This is a genomic window from Flavobacterium noncentrifugens (assembly GCF_900100375.1).
Taxonomy (GTDB): Bacteria; Bacteroidota; Bacteroidia; order Flavobacteriales; family Flavobacteriaceae; genus Flavobacterium; species Flavobacterium noncentrifugens.
On record NZ_FNEZ01000001.1, the window covers coordinates 212,414 to 235,479 of the forward strand.

The 23,066-nt window shown below is 41.4% G+C and carries 19 protein-coding genes and 1 tRNA gene; 11 read left to right on the plus strand and 9 right to left on the minus strand.

Annotated features, from left to right (window positions below; all coding sequences use genetic code 11):
* Positions 1-97 precede the first annotated feature (97 nt).
* The 3 genes from BLS32_RS00975 to BLS32_RS00985 are packed head-to-tail and all read right to left on the minus strand — an operon-like array spanning position 98 to position 2,351.
* On the minus strand, positions 98-838 hold the full coding sequence (locus BLS32_RS00975) for a BamP family beta-barrel-assembly machinery protein (protein ID WP_139171668.1): 741 nt from the start codon (positions 836-838) through the stop codon (positions 98-100).
* Positions 828-1,553: a hypothetical protein gene (locus BLS32_RS00980; protein WP_245699294.1), complete on the minus strand. Its 726-nt coding sequence runs from the start codon at positions 1,551-1,553 to the stop codon at positions 828-830. Before BLS32_RS00980 ends, BLS32_RS00975 begins: the two co-directional genes overlap by 11 nt.
* Positions 1,554-1,586: 33 nt before the next feature.
* The gene (locus BLS32_RS00985; protein ID WP_091391448.1) at positions 1,587-2,351 is read right to left on the minus strand and encodes a hypothetical protein; all 765 of its coding nucleotides are present in this window, start codon (positions 2,349-2,351) and stop codon (positions 1,587-1,589) included.
* Between the two features lie 147 nt (positions 2,352-2,498).
* Here BLS32_RS00985 and pepE point away from each other — a divergent pair, with 147 nt between their 5' ends.
* Entirely contained in the window at positions 2,499-3,206 is a 708-nt protein-coding gene (gene pepE / locus BLS32_RS00990; RefSeq protein WP_091391449.1) for a dipeptidase PepE, read from the plus strand.
* Positions 3,207-3,379: 173 nt separating this feature from the next.
* On the opposite strand, the gene BLS32_RS00995 is transcribed toward pepE, so the two are convergent.
* Positions 3,380-3,452: transfer RNA gene (locus BLS32_RS00995), tRNA-Gly, on the minus strand.
* 135 nt (positions 3,453-3,587) lie between these two features.
* Here BLS32_RS00995 and BLS32_RS01000 point away from each other — a divergent pair.
* Both BLS32_RS01000 and BLS32_RS01005 read left to right on the plus strand, forming a co-directional pair.
* Positions 3,588-4,046 carry a GNAT family N-acetyltransferase gene (locus BLS32_RS01000; RefSeq protein ID WP_091391450.1) on the plus strand — a complete coding sequence of 153 codons (459 nt, stop codon included), beginning with the start codon at positions 3,588-3,590 and terminating at the stop codon, positions 4,044-4,046.
* Between the two features lie 44 nt (positions 4,047-4,090).
* A complete protein-coding gene (locus BLS32_RS01005; RefSeq protein ID WP_091391451.1) occupies positions 4,091-5,671 on the plus strand; it encodes a L,D-transpeptidase family protein in 1,581 nt (526 codons plus the stop codon).
* On the opposite strand, the gene BLS32_RS01010 is transcribed toward BLS32_RS01005, so the two are convergent.
* On the minus strand, positions 5,660-6,370 hold the full coding sequence (locus BLS32_RS01010; protein WP_091391452.1) for a murein L,D-transpeptidase catalytic domain family protein: 711 nt from the start codon (positions 6,368-6,370) through the stop codon (positions 5,660-5,662). The two genes, BLS32_RS01005 and BLS32_RS01010, sit on opposite strands and share 12 nt — an antisense overlap.
* Positions 6,371-6,615: 245 nt before the next feature.
* On the opposite strand from BLS32_RS01010, the gene BLS32_RS01015 reads away from it, so the two are divergent.
* From BLS32_RS01015 to apaG, 6 genes are all read left to right on the plus strand, one after another.
* The gene (locus tag BLS32_RS01015) at positions 6,616-9,045 is read left to right on the plus strand and encodes a DUF5916 domain-containing protein (RefSeq protein WP_091391453.1); all 2,430 of its coding nucleotides are present in this window, start codon (positions 6,616-6,618) and stop codon (positions 9,043-9,045) included.
* A gap of 75 nt (positions 9,046-9,120) precedes the next feature.
* Positions 9,121-10,638, plus strand: coding sequence for a 2,3-bisphosphoglycerate-independent phosphoglycerate mutase (gene gpmI, locus BLS32_RS01020; protein WP_091391454.1), 1,518 nt, complete (start codon positions 9,121-9,123; stop codon positions 10,636-10,638).
* A 100-nt stretch (positions 10,639-10,738) separates the two neighbouring features.
* Complete coding sequence (gene map, locus BLS32_RS01025; RefSeq protein WP_091391455.1) at positions 10,739-11,557, plus strand: type I methionyl aminopeptidase; 819 nt, start codon at positions 10,739-10,741, stop codon at positions 11,555-11,557.
* Complete coding sequence (locus BLS32_RS01030) at positions 11,557-12,327, plus strand: class I SAM-dependent methyltransferase (protein ID WP_091391456.1); 771 nt, start codon at positions 11,557-11,559, stop codon at positions 12,325-12,327. The genes map and BLS32_RS01030 overlap by 1 nt, the downstream gene beginning before the upstream one ends.
* 71 nt (positions 12,328-12,398) lie before the next feature.
* Positions 12,399-13,652, plus strand: a complete 1,254-nt coding sequence (locus BLS32_RS01035) for a type IX secretion system plug protein (RefSeq protein WP_091391457.1) — start codon at positions 12,399-12,401, stop codon at positions 13,650-13,652.
* Positions 13,653-13,834: 182 nt separating this feature from the next.
* Positions 13,835-14,221, plus strand: coding sequence for a Co2+/Mg2+ efflux protein ApaG (gene apaG / locus BLS32_RS01040; protein ID WP_091391458.1), 387 nt, complete (start codon positions 13,835-13,837; stop codon positions 14,219-14,221).
* On the opposite strand, the gene pdeM is transcribed toward apaG, so the two are convergent.
* The 4 genes from pdeM to BLS32_RS01060 form a co-directional block, all read right to left on the minus strand.
* Entirely contained in the window at positions 14,218-14,853 is a 636-nt protein-coding gene (gene pdeM, locus BLS32_RS01045) for a ligase-associated DNA damage response endonuclease PdeM (RefSeq protein WP_091391459.1), read from the minus strand. The two genes, apaG and pdeM, sit on opposite strands and share 4 nt — an antisense overlap.
* Positions 14,850-17,318: a ligase-associated DNA damage response DEXH box helicase gene (locus BLS32_RS01050; protein ID WP_091391460.1), complete on the minus strand. Its 2,469-nt coding sequence runs from the start codon at positions 17,316-17,318 to the stop codon at positions 14,850-14,852. Before BLS32_RS01050 ends, pdeM begins: the two co-directional genes overlap by 4 nt.
* Positions 17,319-17,477: 159 nt before the next feature.
* Positions 17,478-19,094, minus strand: a complete 1,617-nt coding sequence (locus BLS32_RS01055) for an ATP-dependent DNA ligase (RefSeq protein WP_091391461.1) — start codon at positions 19,092-19,094, stop codon at positions 17,478-17,480.
* Positions 19,091-20,134 carry a ligase-associated DNA damage response exonuclease gene (locus BLS32_RS01060; RefSeq protein WP_091391462.1) on the minus strand — a complete coding sequence of 348 codons (1,044 nt, stop codon included), beginning with the start codon at positions 20,132-20,134 and terminating at the stop codon, positions 19,091-19,093. The genes BLS32_RS01055 and BLS32_RS01060 overlap by 4 nt, the downstream gene beginning before the upstream one ends.
* 247 nt (positions 20,135-20,381) lie before the next feature.
* On the opposite strand from BLS32_RS01060, the gene BLS32_RS01065 reads away from it, so the two are divergent.
* A complete protein-coding gene (locus BLS32_RS01065) occupies positions 20,382-21,167 on the plus strand; it encodes an ice-binding protein (protein WP_091391463.1) in 786 nt (261 codons plus the stop codon).
* Between the two features lie 208 nt (positions 21,168-21,375).
* Positions 21,376-23,004, plus strand: coding sequence for an L-glutamate gamma-semialdehyde dehydrogenase (gene pruA / locus BLS32_RS01075; RefSeq protein ID WP_091391465.1), 1,629 nt, complete (start codon positions 21,376-21,378; stop codon positions 23,002-23,004).
* Positions 23,005-23,066 lie beyond the last annotated feature (62 nt).

A 23,066-nucleotide genomic window follows, 5' to 3' on the forward strand; every position in this document is an offset into this window, starting at 1 on the left:
ATTACAAGTTTGTAAAGTTACAAAGTTGTACAGTTTTTAAAAGCGTTAATTCGTAAATAATTAACATGGTCATTTACGTAATATTTTACGCTTCAGTTTATTTTCCCAGCGCGACCATTTTCTTAAATTCTTCATTTTTGGAAATCATGAAATCCATCAATCCAAATTTGGTTTCCTTTACCGTAAAATCCTTTACTTTCGGATCGGTTTCGCAATACATCACGAAAAGCTTAATTTCTTCATCTTTCAGATTGAGTGTTTTGTGGAAGAAATTATAATCGAATTTTTTAAGAACTGATTCAGAGAACTGGAGTTTTTCAACTTCTTCTGGGCGGTTTCTCCTGACTAATTTCGCAATGTCTTTATACAATCTGACGAAATTTACGCCATTTGGGATTGCATCATAATTAGGCATTGCTATATTATTCGGGGATGATTTTTCATCATCGGCGTATTGCTGATCTACAATGGCCTGTGAATTTTTGACTTTTTTCTTTTTCTCTCCTTTTTTCACAACGACTTCGGTAAGTTCGTAAGCGATCGGTTCCATTTTTACCTTGAAATTATCTGGGTTGTCGGTTTCTTTCAGAACGATTTTCCTGGATTTTAACGTCCAGCCAGAAAGCACGAGCGTATCATTGGCACGAGCCAGAATTTTAAAATAACCATCATTATCTGTAATTGCCGAAGTTCTCGAACTCGTATTAAAAACCATGATATTTTCGACATTCAGGGAATCTTTCATGACTCTTGCGTTCCAAGTTTTGCGTGCTTCCTGCGCGAATGACATTTGACAAATGAAGCAAATCAGGGCGAGTAATTTTATTTTAGTTTTCATTGGATATAATTTCACTGTAATTTAGGGCTAATTTCTTAATATAAAAAAGCATCAGCGTTTTATTTTTTGCTTCCAATGCCCGAACAAAATCGGGATCTTCAATGATGTAATACTGGAATCCTTTAATATAGATTTGTGGGATTTTGAGCGTTTCGATGTAGAATTGATCTTCGTAAAGTCCGTCGAGCTTTAGCAGGAGTTTTTCATTTCTTTCTACCTGGACTTCTTTTTTCAGCATCGTTGTTCGTCCCGAAATTTTATTCAGCAGCGGATCGAGAATTCCCGATTGTGCCGTATAAAGTTTACTTTCTGCAGGCGTGTATTTTTTTTGGCCGGCTGGCATGATCCCGAGATTTACGGCGTTTATCTGCGAATTTTCATTGACATTGATTTCATTCAGTTCCGTGACTTTCGAAGCCATTTTGAGAATGATCAGGTTTGAATTCAAATCTTCGTCCTTAATGATCTTACGGCGCGTTTCGAGGTTTACCGCAGACAGTACCAAGGCATCGCCAGTTTTTGCCGGAATGTGAAACAATCCTTTGGAATCTGAAGCTGTCGTGAGCCCGGTTCTTGAATTGAGAACATTGACATTTTCCGCAGCAATCGTATCTGTAAAAATCCGGCCATAAAAAACGCGGTCGACGGCCTTTTGTCCAATCGACAATTGCACACAGAAAAGAAACGCAATAAGGAATGTAATTTTTAATTTCACCGGCTGAAGATTATTTAATTGGCAAAGAAAGCTTTATTCTTTACAAACGCCAAGATTATTCATCTCAATATAAGCCACTGCGAGTTCGCCCATCACAAAAGTAGCCATGGCTTTATTTTTCGAATTCATCGCATTGGCAAACCTCTTATTTTCGACGATGTAGTAATAAAATCCACGTACATATTCTTCAGGGATTTTGAGTTTTTGTACAAAATAATCGTGATCGAATGTATTGTCGATCTTGTCCATCATAAATTCTTTGCGTTCTACTTCGATCGCTTTTCTAAGCATTGCGGTCCTGCCGGAAAGTAGGTTAAACAAAGGATCGATCGTTAAAGAAGTATTCAAGCCAATTTGAGTATCGAGTCCGGTTGCAGCTTTAAATCTTCTTTCTGCCGGAGTATACGTTTTTTGCCCTTTCGGAATGATGCCGAGTGCGACTGCATTGATATTTTTATATTGAAAAACCTGTACTTCGTCTAGTTGATGCATCAAAGGCAGCATTTTTACAAAGAACAAATCCTGGACTAAGGTTTCTTTTGTAATGGCATATTTCAGCCCTTTGAAATTGATTGACGACAGCATTAATGTATCGCCTTCTTTTGCCGGAATCGCAAAATAGCCATTCTCTTCAGTGATCGCTGCTTTTTCTGTAGAGGTATTGATGACGTAAATTCCGGAAAGGCTGTTGGCATACGCATTAACTTTTCCCCTTAGTGTTTTTCGCGCCACTTCCTGCGCCTGGATTTGGTTGGGCAGGATTGAAAACACCATAAAAGTAAACAGGAATTTATTCATAACGGCATGAGAAATAGTATTTTGTAAAAGTATTGGGCTGTCGTCCAAATAAATTGCTAACGGCTTCGTAAAATTGTGTTAATTAAAACGTAAGAAAATTAGTGTCGATTGTTCTGATTTTTTACCTTTAAACTCAAATTATTTACAATGAAAAACCTGATCATTGCCAGCACATCTACGCTTCACGGCGGAGGATATTTAGACTATTTATTGCCGGAACTCGAAGCTTTTTTTAAAGATTGCAACACCATTTTGTTCATTCCGTATGCACGTCCGGGCGGCATTTCGCATGATGATTATACCGGTCGCGTGAAGTCGGCTTTCGCCAATATTAATAAGAAAGTTCGCGGTTTGCATGAATTTGATTCCCCAAAAGAAGCCATCGAAAACGCCGAAGCCATTTTTACGGGCGGCGGAAATACCTTTTTACTCGTATCCCAATTGTATAAAAATAAAGTCATGGATATTTTAGCAAATGCCGTAAAAAGCGGAATTCCATATTTGGGAACCAGCGCCGGAAGCAACATTACAGGTTTATCAATGCAGACTACGAATGACATGCCAATTGTTTATCCGCCGAGTTTCCAGACTTTGGGATTGATGCCGTTTAATTTGAATCCGCATTATCTGGATGCCGACCTGCAATCAAAACACATGGGCGAAACGCGTGAAACACGGATTAAGGAATTCCACCAGTTTAACAATATCCCGGTTTTGGGCTTGCGCGAAGGCAGCTGGCTTGAGGTTAATGGTGAGAAAATTACTTTAAAAGGAGATTTACAAGCGCGGTTGTTTTTGCACAATCAGGAGCCGAAAGAATTGGAAACCGGAAGTGACTTGTCGGGACTGAAGTAATATTTTTGGATGAAGGTGTCCGCGTTAGCGATAGAGGCAAGCACCGCGTGCAGCCGATAGCGCGGCCGAAGGAAACGCCAATAAAATTTGAACCATTGAGTGACATTAAGACTTGTATCCTTAATGGTTTAAAAACAAAAAACCCCAAACTTTCATTTGAGGTTTTTATGAAGAGCGGAAGACGAGGCTCGAACTCGCGACAACCAGCTTGGAAGGCTGGAGCTCTACCAACTGAGCTACTTCCGCATTACAACGGTGCAAATATAAATAATAAGTTTCGTTTGTTGCAAGTTTTTTTTGCAAAAAAATCGGAATCTTTTGGGTTTGGGCGGGTAATGAATTTATTATTAAAAAGTTATCGGATAAATTAATTTAAAAAACATGATACAAATTAGTGAAATCAGTGCTTTGGAGACGTTTAAAGTGCGGCATCCGGTGCTTCGTCCTGGAAAACCTGTTGAAAGTTGCCATTTTGACGGCGACGAATTTCTTTCGACCAGACATTTCGGGTTGTTTGTCAATGAAATTTTGGCTGGCGTAATTTCGCTATTTAAACAACATAATGCCGCTTTCGCGAATGACAACCAGTTTCAGATCCGCGGGATGGCTGTTTTGGAAAATTTCAGGAAGCGAGGTTTTGGCGAACAGCTTGTGCTGCATGTTGAACATGTTGTGAATGAGCAATACGGCAATTTGATCTGGTTTAATGCGCGTGAAGTGGCGGTGAAATTTTATTCCAATTTGGGATATATGATCGTTGGCGATGCTTTTGAAATTCCGGATGTGGGGACACATTATAAAATGTATAAAATTTTAGATCAAAATTTTGGAATCGTATAAATCGTTGGATAAGTAAAATGCTACCTTGCGTCAAAATTTAAAGCATGCCTAAATATTACCTTTTGTTCTTGTTATTTATTTTTTTAGGTTGTAAAAAAGAACAGCCGAAAAAATCTGTACCCGAAAAAAGCAAAACCGAATTCAAGCGCGAACCCAAAAGCATTGCCATCGATTCGATGATTTTAGTCGATAAAAAGAAAGAACGATTGCTGGCTTTTTACCGTTCGCACGGATTTGGAACGGTTTGGAATTCGCCAAAAATCAGGAAAACGATCATTGAAGCTTTGGAAGATTCTGAAAATGAAGGCCTGATTCCAAAAGACTATAAAGTACCGACACTTGAAAAACTCGAAACCAAAACCAATGTTTTATCGGATAGGCAAATGGTTGATTATGATATTTTACTGACGCTTTCGCTGCAGAAATATTTGTGGCATTTGACTAAAGGAAAATTAAACCCATCAGAATTGTACCGGGACTGGGATTTGAAGATCAATCAAATGGACATCAATCAGTTGTTATCTAATGCAATAAAAGGCGATTCTCTCACAAAAGCAATTGAAAGTGCCAAGCCGCATTACATCGTGTATGTGCGTTTGAAAAAAGCACTGAAAATCATCAATCAATTTCCGAAAGACACTTTGAAACCGATTGAATTTACGGAGAAAATGATCCGGAATGACACGAACAATTCCATCATTCAAATCAAGCGCAGATTATTGTATTGGAAAGATTTGGATCCTGTAGACAGTTTGACCAATATATACGATCGTGCGAGCTGGAAAGCAGTCAAAAAATTCCAGTTCCGGCATGGTTTGGTTCCCGACGGCGTCATTGGTTTGAGTACGGTTACGGCTTTGAACATTTCGAAAGACATTAGAAAAGAACAAATTATAGCAAATCTCGAGCGCTGGAAATGGTTTCCAAAAAATATGGGCGCCCACTACATCATCGTGAATATTCCGGCGTTTGAGTTAAGGATCATCAAAGATGGCGACACGATTAAAAGAAAACGCGTGGTTGTTGGGAAAGACAAACGCAGGACTCCGGTGCTTTCCTCGACTTTCAGCAATATCGTTTTTAACCCAACCTGGACCGTTCCGCCAACGATTTTAAAAGAAGACCTGACACCATCTGCGACAAGCAACCGCAGCTATTTTGCTTCGCACAACATCACGATCTACGATTACAAAGGCAATATCGTGAGCCCGGAGAAATGGAATCCTGAAAAAGCAAAAGGCTATCGTTATGTCCAGGCGCCGGGAAATTTAAACTCGCTGGGAAATGTCAAATTCAATTTCCCGAATCATTATACGGTTTATCTGCATGATACGAACCACCGCGATTATTTCGGAAAAAATTACCGTTCACTGAGTTCGGGTTGTGTGCGCGTGGAAGATCCGTTGCCTATGGCTGTTTACATGCTTGATGATGGAAAAAACTGGTCTTTGGAAAAAATCCACGAACTTTTAGAATCCAAAAAAACCACCAGCATCAATTTAAAGCAAAAAATAAAGCTGCACCAATTGTATTGGACAGCTTCTATGACTGATAAAGGCGAACTGGATTTCAGGGCTGACATCTACAATCTCGATCGGGATCTGTATAAAAAACTAGGAAATTAATTTCGTAGCCAACTTATAGCTTCCTGACGGATGGTAGATAAAGATGCAGGATTTGCCTTGGATCGTATTGATAATTTCGTTTGTCAATTCTACTGGAAGTGCAGGACAACCTTGGCTTCTTCCCAACCTTTTGTGATCACGAACGAACGATTCCGACACATAATCGGCGCCGTGCATCACGACACCGCGGTTGCGTGCATTGTCGTTGATGCCTTTTTCGAGTCCGTCAAGTTTTAGGGATTGCCCGTGTTTGCCGTTGTAGATTTCGCCTGTAGCGTAAAATCCGAGGCTGCTTTCAAAAGATTCTGCCTTGTTTGAAAAATGGCTTGCAAATTCTTCGCCGGTATTTCTTCCGTGCGCGACAAGGGAATTAAATAAAACTGTATTGGTTGTCAAGTCAATCACCCACAGCCTTTTGGTATTTGAAGAAAGGCTGAAATCGATTAACGTAAGCATGTCTTTTTGAATTAAACCTTTTTCTTTCAATGCGAAAAAACCTTCTAAAGCCTTTGTAAAGCTTTCGAGTTTTGGCATTTCTGAAATCGTACTGGAATGCAGGTTGCCGTAAATTGAAGCGGCATTCATTTCAAAAGCACTACCTGCAGTCGTTGCTAAAAGTTTGTGGTTTACTGTTGTGGTATGGTTCGTAGAAAATGACATAAATAATAATGCCACCATGGGGAATAGTCTGTAAATCATTGTTAATGTTTATGTTATACGAATAGATTGGGGTTGCAAATATATTCAATAAAATGTACTGGCCAAATTTTTTAATAAAAAATTATCGTTTAAAAGCATATTTCATCGTCAAAGAGCATCTGGTGTATAAAAATACAATTTGGTAAGAACGTTGGGGAACTAAAACGCAGAAAATAAAGTTTTATTGCAAAAGAATTGTGAATATCAGGAATATAGTTATTTTTGTTTGACGAACCAAAGCCTGTATGACTCCGAAATCCTGCATTCTCATTGCGCTTTTCCTGCTAACCTGCACATTTTCGATAGCACAAAAAAAGTCTTTACAGGCTGTTTCTGTGACTGAAAATATTACAGTTGACGGCAGGCTCGATGAAGAAATTTGGAAAACTGCTCCGATTGCTACCGATTTCGTCATGTTTGATCCCGATAACGGAAAACCCATCAGCCCTGAAAAAAAGACCAATGTTCAGGTGGTTTACGACAATACTGCAGTTTATATTGCTGCGATTTTATATGACAATGAGCCTCAAAAAATCCTGAAAGAAATCACCCAGCGCGATATATTTGGAACTGCTGATAATTTTGGTATTTTCATCAATGGATTCAATGACGGCCAGCAGGATTTTCGCTTTTTTGTGAGTGCATCAGGCGTTCAGATGGATGCTGTTTTCACAGAACAAAATGGCGAAGACCTGACTTGGGATGCAATTTGGGACAGCCATGCCCGCATTACCGATGAAGGCTGGGTCATTGAAATGAAAATTCCGTATGCGGCACTGCGTTTTCCAAAAGCCGACATCCAAACCTGGGGCATTAATTTTTACCGCGAATTGCGCCGTGACAGGCAGCAATATACCTGGAACCACATTGATACGAAGATTGACAATGAAAGCGCACAGTCGGGATTGCTGGAAGGCATACACAACATTTCTCCGCCTACAAGATTGTTTTTCATTCCATATTCTTCTCTATATTATGAAAAAAGTTACGATTATACTGCAAACACTTCCGTTGCAGATAGCAAGTTTAAAGTTGGCATGGACATCAAATACGGAATCAACGATTCTTTCACGCTTGATGCGATCCTGGTTCCTGATTTCGGGCAAACACGCTTTGACAATGTCGAACTCAATTTAGGGCCATTCGAACAGCAATTCAACGAAAACCGCCCGTTTTTCACTGAAGGAACCGATTTATTCAACAAAGGCGATTTGCTTTACACGAGAAGAATTGGCGGAAGCCCGTCAACTTCAGGAAAAATTCGCGACAATGAAGTTTTAGAAAGCATTCCAACAACCACAAACCTGATCAACGCTTTAAAAATTTCAGGCCGAACAAAAAAAGGACTCGGGATTGGGGTTTTAAATGCCATTACTGAAAAAACTTTCGGTTATCTGCGCGACACCGTTACAGGAAATATCCGTAAAACGGAAGTCGAGCCGCTTGCCAATTATAATGTGGTGGTTTTTGATCAGCGTTTTAATAAAAATTCATCGGTTTCATTGATCAATACCAATGTAACGCGCAATGGCGATTACCGCGATGCGAATGTTTCAGCAATGATTTTCGATCTGAATACGAAGCAAAATACCTACAATGCAGCAGGAAATTTTAAATACAGCTACATCAATGAAATGACCGGAATTGCTGATAAAAAAGGATATTATACCGGACTGAGCCTGGCCGAAACCAGCGGAAATTACCGCTTTAGCGGAGGTGCGACTTATGTGTCAAAAGATTTCGACGACAACGACCTGGGCATTAATTTTTTTACGAACTACCACGCGCTCTCGTTTGCTGCCAACTACCGCATCCTGAATCCGAATAAAAACTTCAATTCCTTTAAGCTTTACACCGATGCGTATACCGAATTCCAGAATACGACCGGGCGTATCCAACAGGCCAAATTCAATATTTTCGTAAATTCGACCACCCGGAAAAATGATTATTGGGGTTACGGATTGAATATCATCCCGCTTAAAACTTACGATTTTTATGAAGCGCGTGTGGACGAACGCTTTGTTGAAATGCCCGAAAATTACAGGGCGTGGATTTATTTTTCATCCAATTTCAACCGAAAATTCGCTTTCGATTTTGAGCCTTCAATCACTGCAACAAGCGAAAAAGACCGCTACACTTATGACTTCCTCTTTATTCCAAGGTATCGCGTCAACAACCGCCTGATGCTGATTTACAACTTTAATTACATCCACAACAACCACAACAAAGGTTGGGTTGATTTTGACGGCGACGACATTATTTTCGCAAAACGCAACCGCGACACCTATTTGAACACACTTGAAACAAAATATGCGATCAACAATAAAATGACTGTAAACCTTGCCGCACGTTATTATTGGTCGTATGCCGAAAACCTGGAGTTTCAAACACTTCAAAATGATGGTACATTGGTGCATTCAAACTACAATCAGGACAAAAACTCCAATTTCAATTCCTGGAATGTCGATCTTTCGTATTCGTGGTGGTTTGCGCCCGGAAGCCAGATTTCATTTCTTTATCGAAACAATGCGATTACCGATGAATACAATCTGTATGCTGTCAATAAAAATTTCGGAAAAAACTTCACCAATTTATTTTCAGACAACCTGAACAATATTTTCTCGGTCAGCATCCGCTATTTCATCGACTACAATGCGGCAAAAAACTGGTTTTAAATTGCTGTTATTTTAAACTTAACATTTGCACACGCTTTTTTCAAATGCCTTATATTTGTTAAAAATATTTTTCCGATGAACAAAAAAGTAATTTTAATGATCCTTGACGGATGGGGAAAATCGCCAGACCCGAAAGTTTCAGCCATAGACAATGCCAATGTGCCATTCATTAACGGTTTGTACAGGCAATACCCGAATGCACAATTAAGAACCGACGGACTCAATGTTGGCTTGCCCGAAGGCCAGATGGGAAATTCAGAAGTGGGCCACATGAATCTTGGTGCAGGCCGCATCATTTACCAGGATCTGGTCAAAATTAACCTCGCCGTCCAGGATAAAACGATCAATCAGGAAAAGGAACTCGTCGATGCTTTCCAATATGCCAAAGAGAACAATAAAGACATTCATTTTTTAGGCTTGGTTTCTAATGGTGGCGTGCATTCGCATATTGACCATTTGAAAGGATTGATCGATGCTTCAGAAGATTTCGGGCTTGAAAAAGTATTCATTCACGCATTTACCGACGGTCGCGATGTCGATCCAAAATCAGGGACTTTTTTCATAGGCGATTTATTGAACCATCTGAATGGCAAAAAAGCAAAACTGGCTTCTGTCATTGGAAGATATTATGCGATGGACCGCGACAAACGCTGGGAACGCGTCAAAAAAGCATATGATTTACTGGTGAATGGCGAAGGCGTGCATTCGAAAGATGCCGTGAACAGCATCCACGATGATTACAACAAAAACATTACCGACGAATTTATAGATCCCATCGTGATGGTTGATGACAACGACCAGCCAGTTGCAAAAATCAAAGAAGGCGATGTCGTGATTTTCTTCAATTTCCGCACCGACCGCGGCCGCCAATTGACCGATGCGCTTTCACAAAACGACCACCACGAGCAAAACATGCACAAAATGCAATTGTACTATGTGACGATGACCAATTATGATGACACGTTTAAAGGCATTCACGTCATTTACGACAAAGACAACATCACGGAAACATTGGGTGAAGTACTCGAAAAAAACATGAAAAAGCAAATTCGGATTGCGGAAACCGAGAAATATCCGCATGTGACGTTTTTCTTTTCCGGCGGGCGGGAATTGCCGTTTTCAGGCGAAACCAGGATTTTAAGAAATTCCCCAAAAGTGGCGACTTACGATTTGCAGCCAGAAATGAGTGCATTCGAACTTGCCGATGCTTTGGTTCCGGAACTCGAAAAAGGTGAAGTCGATTTTGTCTGCCTGAATTTTGCCAATGGCGACATGGTTGGGCATACCGGCGTTTTTGAAGCGGCAATAAAAGCCTGCGAAGCCGTTGACAAATGTGTAGAAAAAGTGATTAGTGCGGCTTTAGCCAACAATTATACGACGATTGTAATCGCCGATCACGGAAACTGCGAAACCATGATCAATCCTGACGGAAGCCCGAATACCGCGCACACAACGAATCCGGTGCCGATCATTCTGGTGGATAAAGAACGGAAGCAAATCCACGACGGTGTTTTGGGCGACATCGCTCCTACCATTCTCGCTTTGATGGGAATTGAGCAACCAAAAGCCATGACGAGACATTCGCTGTTGTAATCTTTCATTCACATAAAAATAAAGCAGCCTTAACGGGTTGCTTTTTTATTGGCGATAAATTATTTAAAAATCGTACTTTTGCCGACTATAAATTTGATATATGATTGTCTCAAAAACAAGGGAAGAAATTGAATTGATGCGCGAAAGCGCCCTTTTGGTTTCCAAAACATTAGGAATGATCGCAGGCGAAATCAAGGCTGGAGTCACGACTTTACAATTAGACAAATTAGCGGAACAATTCATCCGCGACCACAATGCCGTTCCTGGTTTTCTTGGTTTGTATGGCTGTCCGTCGACACTTTTAACCAGCGTAAACGAGCAGGTCGTTCACGGTTTACCAACAACACGCCCCATTGAAGAAGGTGATATTGTTTCGGTAGACTGTGGTGTTTTGAAAAACGAATATTACGGCGACCACGCTTATACTTTTGCCATTGGCGACATCGCTCCGGAAACACAAAAACTGCTTAAAATCACCAAAGAATCATTATACGTAGGCATCCGTGAATTCAAAGCTGGAAACCGCGTGGAAGACGTTGGAAATGCGATCCAGAAATTCACCGAAGCCGAAGGTTACGGTGTGGTTCGCGAACTCGTTGGACACGGCCTCGGAAAAAAAATGCATGAAGATCCCGAAATGCCCAACTATGGAAAACGCGGACGCGGGAAATTGTTCATCGAAGGAATGGTCGTTGCGATCGAACCGATGATCAACCTCGGAACCAAAAACATCAAACATTTAAAAGACGGCTGGACAATTGTCACTGCCGATAAAAAACCGAGTGCGCACTTTGAGCACGACGTCGCTTTAGTTGATGGAAAACCGGAATTGCTTTCGACTTACGCCTACATCTATAAAGCTCTAGGCATCGAAAGCGACGAAGAAAACGAATTCAGGAAAGTGCCATTGGTCATCTGATGAAAAAATTATTCAAGTTTATTTTAAATACAATTCCGCGCCCATTGCTTATTCGGTTGAGTTATGTAGCACGCCCGATTCTGGCATTGGCACTCAAAGGAAATACGTTTACCGATCCGATTGACGGAAAAAGTTTTCGAAGTTTTTTGCCTTACGGATATGGAACACAGCGCAACAATGTACTGTCTCCAAGTACGCTTTCACTCGAAAGGCACCGTTTGCTCTGGTTGTATTTAAAAAATGAAACAGATTTTTTTTCCGCACCTAAAAAAGTGCTGCACTTTGCCCCGGAACAGGCGTTTTACAAATTGTTCCGAAACCAGAAAAACCTCGATTATACAACGACCGATTTATTTTCGCCTTTAGCAGATGTCAAAGCAGACATTTGCAATTTGCCATTCGCCGACAACTCATACGACATCATTCTGTGCAACCATGTTTTAGAGCACATTCCCGACGACACGAAAGCGATGGAGGAATTGTATCGCGTACTCAAACCGGGCGGAATGGGCATTTTCCAGATTCCGCAGGATTTAAGCCGGGCAACGACATTCGAAGACAATTCGATTACCGATCCCAAAGAACGTGCTGCCATTTTCGGGCAATACGACCACGTTCGTGTATACGGTCGAGATTATTTTAACAAACTCCGAAGCATCGGATTTAGAGTTATCGAAGAAGATTACACCAAAAAAATTAACCCTGAACTTGTTGAAAAATACTGCCTTGCCAAAGGTGAAATCATCCCGGTTTGCTACAAGCAACTTTAACATTTCTGCAAAGCGTGAAACAATAACCGTGAACATTATTTGTTATATTTACCATTCGAAATTTAACAATTATGCTTAAACATTATTTTACCGCTATTTTATCGTTTTTTGCGATCGCCTTTTCATTTGCCCAGGTAGAAAAAGAAATCGCGCCGCCGTATAACATCAGGACGGTGACTTTGACGCAAAACGGCCAGAATATTGTTCCGCTGATTAAGTTTGGAGATTCGTTCCAACTCGAATTTGATGACTTGTTTGGCAATGAAGCGAATTATTATTATGTGATCCAACACTGTGATTACGATTGGAAACCATCGCAACTCGTTAAAAGTGAATACCTTCAGGGATTTGATGACCAACGCATTCAGACTTATACGAATTCCTTTAATACGCTTCAGATTTATTCGCATTATGCATTGGCCATTCCAAACCGGAACACCTCATTATTGGTCAGTGGAAATTATGTGATTAAAATCCTCAATGAAGACAAAGACGTCGTTTTTACAAAGAAAATGATCATTTATGAAGATGCGGTAAGTGTTCCGATGCAGGTTAAAAGAACCCGGAATGTGAGCGAGATCAACTTCAAGCAAAACCTTGATTTTTCTATCAAGTCGGCTAATATATTATTCCAAAGTCCGCTCAAAAACGTGAAAGTTCTGCTGTTGAAAAACGGACAAATCAGCACCGGAATTACAAATGTTCCAGCGATGTACACCATTGGCAACGACCTGATCTATAAATACGATGCAGAAACGCAGTTCTGGGGCGGAAACGAATATATGTATTTTGAAAATAAAGACATCCGCGCAGCGAATAACAACATTGGAAAAGTACAATCTACAGGCGGATTGTACAGTTCGCTTTTATACACCAACAACGCGCGCGCCGGACAGCAATATACCTTCTATCCTGACATCGATGGAAATTTCATCGTAAAGAACATCAATGCTGAAAACAACAACGTCGAAGCCGATTATGCCTGGGTCTATTTTACACTTTCCGCTCCGGCATATTATGGGAAAGGCGATATTTATGTGACCGGAATGTTCAACAATTACGCATTGACGCCGGAGTTCAAAATGGATTACAACAAAGACAGGGCAGTCTACGAAAAAGCCATTATGATCAAGCAGGGATTTACGAATTACCAATATACGATTGCTGATAAAAACGGCAAGATTGACGAGGCAAATGCGGTCGACGGAAATTTCTACCAGACTGAGAACAACTACTTTGCAATTGTCTATTACCGCGAGAACAACCAGCGTTACGATCGCGTGATCGGGAAAGGCGTAGCCAGTTCGGTCGACATCATTAATTAAGGATTTACAATTTTTGATTTACAAATGCTTACGCGTAAATCGCACATCTGAAATTGTACTTAAAATTTTCTTATCAAAAAAACCATTGTCGCAAACTTCTTGATAATCATAAAATTTAATATTAAAAACACGTTCCAAAGTCTAATTTTTGTAAATTTGACTTCAGATTTTAAAAAATCACCATGGTTTCACAGATCACAAGAGGCATAAAAATTTCGGTCCTGACGGCTTTTGAAGGCACTTACTTCAAGAACCACAAGATCCATTTTGCCTTTAGTTACGAGATCACGATTGAAAACCACAGTAAGGATTCGGTACAATTAACGACGCGCCACTGGGAAATTTTCGACTCGTTAAACGACAAAGAAACCGTTGATGGCGAAGGTGTAATTGGAAAAAAACCGGTATTGAAACCAGGTGAAGCACACACTTACAGCTCAGGTTGTTTGCTTGCTTCCCCATTCGGATCGATGCGCGGATTTTTTAATATGGTGAATTTTACCTCAACGAAAAGCTTTAAGGTCATTGTGCCAACATTCAGGCTCAGCGCACCTTTCGCACTCAATTAACAAACCACAATCACTTCATCATTTGCAATTGCATAGACACAATCGTGTTCGGTAGGGATTAAAAAATATGTTCCGGTAAATTCCCCAAATGCAGGCAGGATCATTTGTTTTGGCTTTTTAAAGAAACAGGGTAGTTTTAAAGATTGCCGTCCTATGCCGCGCATTTTTACAGCTGGGTGAATGTGTCCAGAAAAATTAAAAAAATGGTCGCGTTCTTCGGGATGATGCGTGAGTAAAAACCCATTTGTTGCAATTTCACTGTAAATTTCGATTTCCAATTTCTGGTAATGCTTCTTATCGATAACATCGTGATTTCCAGCAACGAGAATAATTTTAGATGTTGTTTCAGAAACCCATTTTTCAAACAATTGCCATTCGGTATTTTTTTTACTGTGGAATAAATCACCGAGAAAAATAACCGTTTCGGGATCAAAATAATCCAAAGCAGCATTCATCTGATCGAAATTTTTAGACACTGCACTTTCCGGAACTGCGACACCGTGCTTTCTGAAATGCATGACTTTACCGAGATGGACATCCGAGATCAGTAAAATGCTTTTGTTTGTCCAGAACACAGCACCTGTCGGATGCAAAATAAAAGTGTGGTTTTGTATGGAGATCGTGACGGTCATTTTTCGTTTTTCATATAAGAGGCGGTCATTTTTTTGATCCTTTCGGCCAAAGTTTCGCTGCTGAGTTTTTCGCGCAGTCGATCAGTGATAATCGGAAAACTGAATGGCGTTGGTTTTTGAGCCTGCTTCCAGACGATTTCCTGGTTTTTGATCCGTTCCAACGATTGGATCAAACGGCCTTCTTCCAATTGATGTTCAAAAGTTTCGCGATAGGCTTGCTGGAATAATAAATTATCGGGTTCGTAATCCCGAAAGACTTCAAAAATCAATTGTGAGCCGCTTTGCAGGTGTTTGGTTTTGATCATTTTTCCGGGAAATCCGGTGAAAACCAATCCGGCAATCACGGCAATGTCGCGGAATTTTCGTCGTGCCATTTCTGTTGCGTTCAAGCTTCTTTGCAAATCCGAATGGACATATTCAGTTGAAAATAAATTGTTGTCAATGACGCTTTGCATGTCAATTTCCTGATCAGACAGCAATTCAAATCCGTAATCATTATAAGCCAGTGAAAACGAAATCGGTGTCAGCAAACTAATCCTAAAAGCCAATAAACTCGCCAAAGCTTCATGTACAAATCTTCCTTCAAACGGATAAAAAATCGCATGAAAACCTTCTCGTGTTTTAAATGTTTCTATTAAAAACTGGTGCGAACCTGGCACAATCGATTCTTTTCGTTGTCTTTTAAACATCGGCGCAAGCGCTTTGAGTTCGGGCGTTAAATTTTCGGTATTTGCCGTATACATTTCCTGTCGCAGCATTTCGCTCATTTGTGCCGAAAACGACATACGCCCGCCCATCCAGCTGACCAATCTTGATTTTTTTGACGGATCGGCTTTTTTAACCAGAACCTGCATGTTTTTTACCTGGTACAATTCGAGTTTTTTTCCGCCAAAAGTAAACGCATCACCGGGTTTCATTTTCGAAATAAACCATTCTTCGATGCTTCCGAGATAACCGCCGCTAAGGAATTTGACCTGTAAAGTCGCATCGCCCACAATCGTCCCAATTTGCATTCTGTGGTGCATTGCGATCAATCGACTGTTGATCTTAAACAAACCGTTGGGTTCAATATCAACTTTTTTATATTCATCATAAGCCTGCAAACTCTGGCTGCCTTTGGTGATAAAATTCAGTATCCAGTTCCAGTTGTCTTCGGTCATCGCCTGATAGCAAAAAGTTCCTTTGACTTCATTGAAAATCTCATCCGGAAAAAACCCATCGGAAACCGCCAGCGTATTGAGATATTGCACCAAAACATCCCACGAATTTAAATACGGAATCCGGTCTTCAACTACTGTTTCCGCCACTGCTTTTTTCAATGCCGATGCTTCGATGAGTTCCATAGCATGCGTTGCTAAAAAATGAATGACGCTTTCTTTTCCGGGTTGATGCCCACTCCTGCCCGCTCTTTGCATAAATCTCGCAACGCCTTTTGGGCCGCCAACTTGTATGATGCTTTCGACTGGTGCAAAATCAACACCTAAGTCCAAACTTGACGTACAAACCACAACTTTTAATTCTTCATTCCGGATCGCTTCTTCCACCCAAAGCCGCGTTTCCCGATTGATGCTTCCATGGTGCATTGCCATTTCTCCTGCAAATTCCGGATATTTTTCAAGCAACCGCTGAAACCAGATTTCACAAGCAGATCTGACATTCGTAAAGATCAAAGTCGTTTTGCTTTTTCTGACGATTGCCGCTGCTTCGTCAATCAGGTGCAAACCCATGTGCCCGCGCCAGGGATACGCTTCCATTTTTTCAGGAATGATCGAAAGCACTTTTATTTTTTTGTCGATATTCGCATGGATCAAAATTGAATTTTCATAGGCTTCCGAACCCATTCCGAGTAATACTTCTTTGGCTTGTTGCAAATTTCCGATCGTTGCAGAAATGCCCCAAATCCGCATGTTCGGAGCAATCGTCTTTAACCGCGACAATGCCAGTTCCATTTGCACACCGCGTTTCGTACCCAGCAATTCATGCCATTCGTCAATGACAATCGCACGGCAATCTTCAAAGGTTTTATCGTAGCCTTTTGAGGCCAATAACAGTTGCAAACTTTCTGGCGTTGTGATCAGCAAATCGGGCATTTTACGGCTTTGCTTCGCACGTTCCGCATTTGATGTATCGCCGCTGCGGATGCCAACAGTCATTTGGGCACCCAGATCATTGACGACGCGTTCGGCAGCTTGTTTAATTTCTACCGACAGTGCGCGCAACGGCGTAATCCAGATCGCTTTGAGTCCGGGCTTATGTTTGGTTTCATAATCCGGATTGTTTTTGATGTAATCGAGTACGATCGGAATCCAGAGTGCATAGGTTTTTCCGCTGCCCGTTGGCGCATTCAACAGCCCGTTTTTTCCCTGCAGAAACGCCGTCCAGGTCTCTTTTTGAAACGGAAAGGATTTCCAGCCCTGGTTTTTAAACCAGTTATCTGCGATGTTGAAAAGTTGGGTTCTGTTCATTAAAAAGTTTATTTTTTTGAACCATTAAGTACATTAAGGTTGCGCGACTTAATGGCCTTAATGCACTTAATGGTTTAATTTTCTTTACCTTATAAGACTATTTTTTAACCATTAAGAGATTAAGAAAAGTTAAGCTTAATAACTCTATATTCTTAATGGTTAATTTTCTGTATTTGAAGAAATCATATTTTTGATGTCTTCGATAGAATTGGCTTCTTCGATTTTCTTATCATGCCGCCATCTTAAAATCCGCGGAAATCGTGTTGCGACGCCACTCTTGTGACGCTTGGAAAACGCAATTCCTTCAAATCCAATTTCGAAAACCAGCTGTGGTGTGACACTTCGAACCGGCCCGAAACGTTCGAGAGTGTGTTTCTTGATCCAATCGTCAACTTTGCGAAACTCGGCATCGGTTAAACCAGAATACGCTTTTGCGAAAGTGACCAATTCGCGTTCCCCATTTTCATTGTCCTGCCAGAGTGCAAAAGTGTAATCAGTAAATAAATTCGCACGCCGGCCCGAACCTCGCATCGCATATGTCAAAACAGCATCAATGACCAGTGGTTCAATTTTCCATTTCCACCAATCGCCTTTTTTGCGTCCAACCTGATAGGCAGAATCGCGGCGTTTCAGCATCAAACCTTCTGATTTCATTTCGCGCGCACGCATTCTTTCAGTCGTCACATCTTCCCAGGATTTTAAATTTACACGCTCTGAAATCTGTAACGAGAGATTCGAATTTTTAACGGTTTCGTATAATTTTTCGAGCAAATCGCGGCGCTGGTCATACGGCAAATTTCGGATGTCATTTCCTTCCCATTCCAATAAATCATACGCTTTAATGATGACCGGGGTTTTAGCGAGCAATGCAGCCGAAACGGTTTTGCGCCCGATCCTGGTTTGCAGATCGTTAAAAGTTCCGATTTGACCTTCCGGAAATGGAAGAATTTCTCCGTCGATTACTGTTCCGTTTGGAATAATCCCGACGAACGCATGAAATTCCGGATACTTATCCGTTACCAATTCCTCGCCGCGGCTCCAAACGTATATTTTGTCGTCACGGATGATCGTTTGCGAACGGATTCCGTCCCATTTGTGTTCGATGCTCCAGTCTTCGGGATTTCCAAGGGCTGAAACTTCGCCCTCTATCGGGTAAGCCAAATAAAACGGAAATGGTTTTGACAAATAATCGCTGCTTTTTTCGTCCAGGATCAATTCCTGAAAGGAGATTTTATCGGGATTCCAGTCGCCCATTAACTTGTAAGCCAGCAAATCTTCATCGACACCTTCGGCTTTTGAAAGTGCGCGCGTCATCAGTTTCTGACTTACGCCGATGCGGAAACTTCCGGTAATTAATTTGGTAAAAACGAAGCGTTCGTAATAATTCAGCGCGAGCCAGTTGGTTCTCAGATATTCGCGTTTTTCATCATCAGATTTCTTTTTGAGTGCGATCATTTCCTGCAGGAATTCGGTCAGGCTTTTGTCAGAATGTTCTTTTGTGGTTGGAATAATGAGCGCGATGGTTTCTGCGAGATCGCCCACGATATGATAGCTTTCCTCGAACAGCCAAAGCGGAATATTTGCCAGTTCATTGGCCCAAAGCCGCAACAAAGTCGTATTGACCGGGCGTGGTGGCCGGCGGTGTGACAAGATCGCGATTGTCCAGACTTTATCTTCAGGCGAAGCGCGACGGAAATAGTCGGTCAGTGCGTTTACTTTTACTGACGTTTTGTTGGAGCTGTCGAGGGCTTTGATGAGTTCGGCGAAATTTTTCATGCGGCGTCTTCATTTCCTTGTTCGAGTTCGGCTTTGTCGGTTTCTGCGGTTTCGCCTTCATCGCCTTCGTACTGAGTATGTTCTGTACGCGCATCATAACCGATTTCGCGCAGATATTTTGAAAAAACATCGGAATAACCGTGTGTGCAGATGATCTTTTCTGCACCCGTAGCTTTGATACTGTCAAGTAATCCGTACCAGTCGCAATGATCGCTCAAAACAAAACCTTTGTCAATAGCGCGTCGTCTTCTGGCACCGCGAAAAGCCATCCAGCCACTCGCCGATCCGGTTACAAATGGCGTCATCTTTCTAATCCAGATGCTGCCGTGTGCGCTTGGAGGCGCGAGTACAATATTTCCGGGAAATTCTTCTTTTTTCGTATCGCGTGTGATTAAAGTTGTTGGTGGAAAATCGACCATCGGACGCAAAACATTTGTCATATTTTCTACGGCGCCATGGGTGAATATTTTGCCATTGCTCGTGTCCAAATATTTCAAAAGCCGTTGCGCTTTACCTAAAGTGTAGCCAAATAAAATCGACGTTTTTCCTTCTGCCTTGTTTTCTGCCCACCAATTGTTGATGTCGGTCATGACTTCGGTTTGCGGAATCCAGTTGAAAGCCGGCAATCCGAAAGTATTTTCCGTGATGAAAGTGTGGCATTTTACAGGTTCGTATGGAACGGAAATCCCATCGTCTTCGGTTTTATAATCGCCGGTAAACACCCAGACTTCACCTTTGTATTCGACACGGATTTGTGCGCTTCCAATGATATGCCCAGCCGGATGCAGTGAAAATTTGACACCATTGATTGTAAAAGTTTCGTTCCAGTCTTTTCCGGTGACGTTGATGTCGCCCAACCGGTGTTTAATGATTGGTACGTTTGTATGGTGCGTGATGTAATTTTTATGGCCCCAACGCGAATGGTCGGCGTGGCCGTGCGTGATGATCGCGTTTGTGACCGGCCGCCACGGATCTAGATAAACATCTGCCTGATGGCAGTAAATTCCTTTGTCGTTAAAAGCCAAGAGTGGGATTTTCATTAAAAATATATTTTCATAAAGTTACAAGGAGATCTTTATATAATTAAGCGATAGATTTACAAGTTTATCCTGAATCAAATGACTTGTTTTCGAAATTTTATTGCAAAAAACCTAAATTTATTGCATCTAAACCGTTATTTAACAGCGCGTTAATTGCATCACAATTGTGACCTAGAATCGGATTGCCTGTTTAATTAAAAGCACCTTTACTTAGTGAAAATTCTTTCACGACCTAAACCTACACCTTATGAAATTTAGAAAAAGTATTGCAACCGCCCCGTTGTTACTGATGGCTTTCCTTTCAAGTTGCAGCAACGATCAAAGTACTGTTGTTCCATCTGCCAATGAAAATCAGGCACAAACAAAAAAATTCAATTCAAAAAATTCGTCCGAAGTTAATTTAGGCCTTGCAGGTGATTTTGTAATCCTATCCAAAACCGGAATAACAAACGTGTTCCAGTCGGATGTCACCGGAGATATTGGATCTAGTCCAATAACAGGTGCAGCAGTGTTGCTGGAATGTGTTGAAGTTACCGGAAATATCTATACAGTCGATGCGGCAGGACCAGCCTGTAAAATAACCAATGCCACGAGATTGACCGCTGCAATAGGCGACATGCAAACAGCATACACGAATGTCGCGGGAAGGATCAATCCAGATTTCCTGAACCTTGGCGCTGGTGATATTGGCGGACGAACACTCACTCCGGGATTGTATAAATGGACGAGCGCATTGCTTATTCCAACCGACATTAGCATTTCAGGAAGCCCAAATGATATTTTCATCTTTCAGGTCGATGGCACATTAGATGTAAGTTCTGCTGTAAATGTCACTTTGATTGGTGGCGTACAGGCAAAAAACATTTACTGGCAAGTTGCCGATGCAGTAACACTGGGAACCACCAGTCATTTTGAAGGCATTATCCTTGGCGGATCTGGAATCAATCTCAAAACAGCCGCTTCCATAAACGGCCAAATGCTCGCCCAGACTGCCGTGACGCTTCAAATGAATACAGTCGTAAAACCACAATAAGAAATAGATAGAATTTTATTTAAAAGAGGCTTGAGTCATTCAAGCCTTTTTTTTATTGACACAAAAATACAAACGGCACCTGAATCTTTTTTATCGTTTCATTATCATATATTCAAAACAACATTTGTATTTTTGCATACCGTTAAATCAATGCCGATTTTCGGAACGCTTAATTATATAATTGTCAAACATTTAAAATCAACATACGATGCTTAAAGGATTTTTTCACGTGCCAAAAGCGGTCAATGAACCCGTAAAATCTTATAAACCCGGAAGCCCCGAAAAAGACAGCGTTTTGGCTGCTTACAAAGCGATGTGGGATTCGAAAATCGAAGTTCCGTTGTACATTGGCAGCGACGAAATTAAAACCGGAAACACGAAAAACATTACGGCACCTCACGACCACAAACATGTCGTTGGAACCTATCATTTGGCCGAGAAAAAACACATAGATCAAGCGATTGAAAATGCGTTAGCTTCGAAAGATGCATGGGCGAATTTACCTTGGGAACAGCGCGCTGCGATTTTCCTGAAAGCTGCGGAGTTGATTGCCGGACCTTACCGGGCAAGAATCAATGCGGCAACCATGATTGGGCAATCGAAAAATATTTTTCAGGCAGAAATTGATGCGGCTTGTGAGCTGATTGACTTTTTGCGTTTCAATGTTGAATTCATGACGCAGATTTACGGCGACCAGCCTAAATCGACTTCGGATATGTGGAACCGAGTAGAATACCGTCCGCTCGAAGGTTTTGTATATGCGATTACGCCATTTAACTTTACAGCAATTGCGGCCAATTTGCCTGCGAGCGCGGCAATGATGGGAAATGTTGTGGTTTGGAAACCGAGCGACAGCCAGGTATTTTCGGCGAAAGTGATTATTGATGTTTTTAAGGAAGCTGGTGTTCCCGATGGCGTGATCAACGTGGTTTTTGGCGATGCGGCGATGATCAGCAACACGATTTTTGAGCATGCTGATTTTGCGGGCATCCATTTTACGGGATCGACACATGTGTTTCAGGACATCTGGAAAACCATTGGAAACAACATTTTAAAATATAAAACGTATCCGAGGATCGTTGGAGAAACCGGCGGGAAGGATTTTATCGTGGCGCATCCGAGTGCGAACGTAAAACAAGTTGCCACCGGAATTGCGCGTGGCGCTTTTGAATTCCAGGGACAGAAATGTTCGGCGGCTTCGAGGGCTTACATTCCGCAGAGTTTGTGGCCGGCGGTCAAAGAGCAATTGATCACTGACGTGAAATCGATGAAAATGGGTTCTCCAGAAGATTTTGGGAATTTCATTACAGCAGTCATTCATGAAGGTTCGTTTGACAAATTGGCCAGTTATATCGACCAGGCTAAAAATGATGCAGATGCAGAAATTATCGTAGGTGGAAATTACGACAAATCAGTGGGTTATTTTATTGAGCCGACGGTGATCGTAACGACCAATCCGAAATACAAAACTATGGAAACCGAATTGTTCGGACCGGTGATGACAATTTTCGTTTATGAAGATGCAAAATGGGCAGAAACGTTAAAACTGGTTGATGAAACTTCGCCTTACGCATTGACTGGCGCGGTGTTTAGCCAGGATCGTTATGCGATTGCAGAAGCGACAGAAGCGTTGAAAAATGCGGCCGGAAACTTTTACATCAATGACAAACCAACTGGAGCCGTTGTTGGCATGCAGCCTTTTGGCGGCGCAAGGGCATCGGGAACGAATGACAAGGCAGGATCGGCGATGAACTTGCTGCGTTGGGCTTCGGCAAGAACTATTAAAGAAACTTTTGTGACTCCGGAAGATTATCGTTATCCTTTTTTGGGAGAATAAAAAAATATTTACATCAAAAGCCCGTATAAAATTTGCGGGCTTTTTTATTACATTTGACTGAA

Coding starts and splice junctions, on each gene's coding strand:
- BLS32_RS00975 (WP_139171668.1), bottom strand. CDS start 838: ATGAAAACTAAAATAAAATTACTCGCCCTGATTTGCTTCATTTGTCAA.
- BLS32_RS00985 (WP_091391448.1), bottom strand. CDS start 2,351: ATGAATAAATTCCTGTTTACTTTTATGGTGTTTTCAATCCTGCCCAAC.
- pepE (WP_091391449.1), top strand. CDS start 2,499: ATGAAAAACCTGATCATTGCCAGCACATCTACGCTTCACGGCGGAGGA.
- BLS32_RS01000 (WP_091391450.1), top strand. CDS start 3,588: ATGATACAAATTAGTGAAATCAGTGCTTTGGAGACGTTTAAAGTGCGG.
- BLS32_RS01005 (WP_091391451.1), top strand. CDS start 4,091: ATGCCTAAATATTACCTTTTGTTCTTGTTATTTATTTTTTTAGGTTGT.
- BLS32_RS01010 (WP_091391452.1), bottom strand. CDS start 6,370: ATGATTTACAGACTATTCCCCATGGTGGCATTATTATTTATGTCATTT.
- BLS32_RS01015 (WP_091391453.1), top strand. CDS start 6,616: ATGACTCCGAAATCCTGCATTCTCATTGCGCTTTTCCTGCTAACCTGC.
- gpmI (WP_091391454.1), top strand. CDS start 9,121: ATGAACAAAAAAGTAATTTTAATGATCCTTGACGGATGGGGAAAATCG.
- map (WP_091391455.1), top strand. CDS start 10,739: ATGATTGTCTCAAAAACAAGGGAAGAAATTGAATTGATGCGCGAAAGC.
- BLS32_RS01030 (WP_091391456.1), top strand. CDS start 11,557: ATGAAAAAATTATTCAAGTTTATTTTAAATACAATTCCGCGCCCATTG.
- BLS32_RS01035 (WP_091391457.1), top strand. CDS start 12,399: ATGCTTAAACATTATTTTACCGCTATTTTATCGTTTTTTGCGATCGCC.
- apaG (WP_091391458.1), top strand. CDS start 13,835: ATGGTTTCACAGATCACAAGAGGCATAAAAATTTCGGTCCTGACGGCT.
- pdeM (WP_091391459.1), bottom strand. CDS start 14,853: ATGACCGTCACGATCTCCATACAAAACCACACTTTTATTTTGCATCCG.
- BLS32_RS01050 (WP_091391460.1), bottom strand. CDS start 17,318: ATGAACAGAACCCAACTTTTCAACATCGCAGATAACTGGTTTAAAAAC.
- BLS32_RS01055 (WP_091391461.1), bottom strand. CDS start 19,094: ATGAAAAATTTCGCCGAACTCATCAAAGCCCTCGACAGCTCCAACAAA.
- BLS32_RS01060 (WP_091391462.1), bottom strand. CDS start 20,134: ATGAAAATCCCACTCTTGGCTTTTAACGACAAAGGAATTTACTGCCAT.
- BLS32_RS01065 (WP_091391463.1), top strand. CDS start 20,382: ATGAAATTTAGAAAAAGTATTGCAACCGCCCCGTTGTTACTGATGGCT.
- pruA (WP_091391465.1), top strand. CDS start 21,376: ATGCTTAAAGGATTTTTTCACGTGCCAAAAGCGGTCAATGAACCCGTA.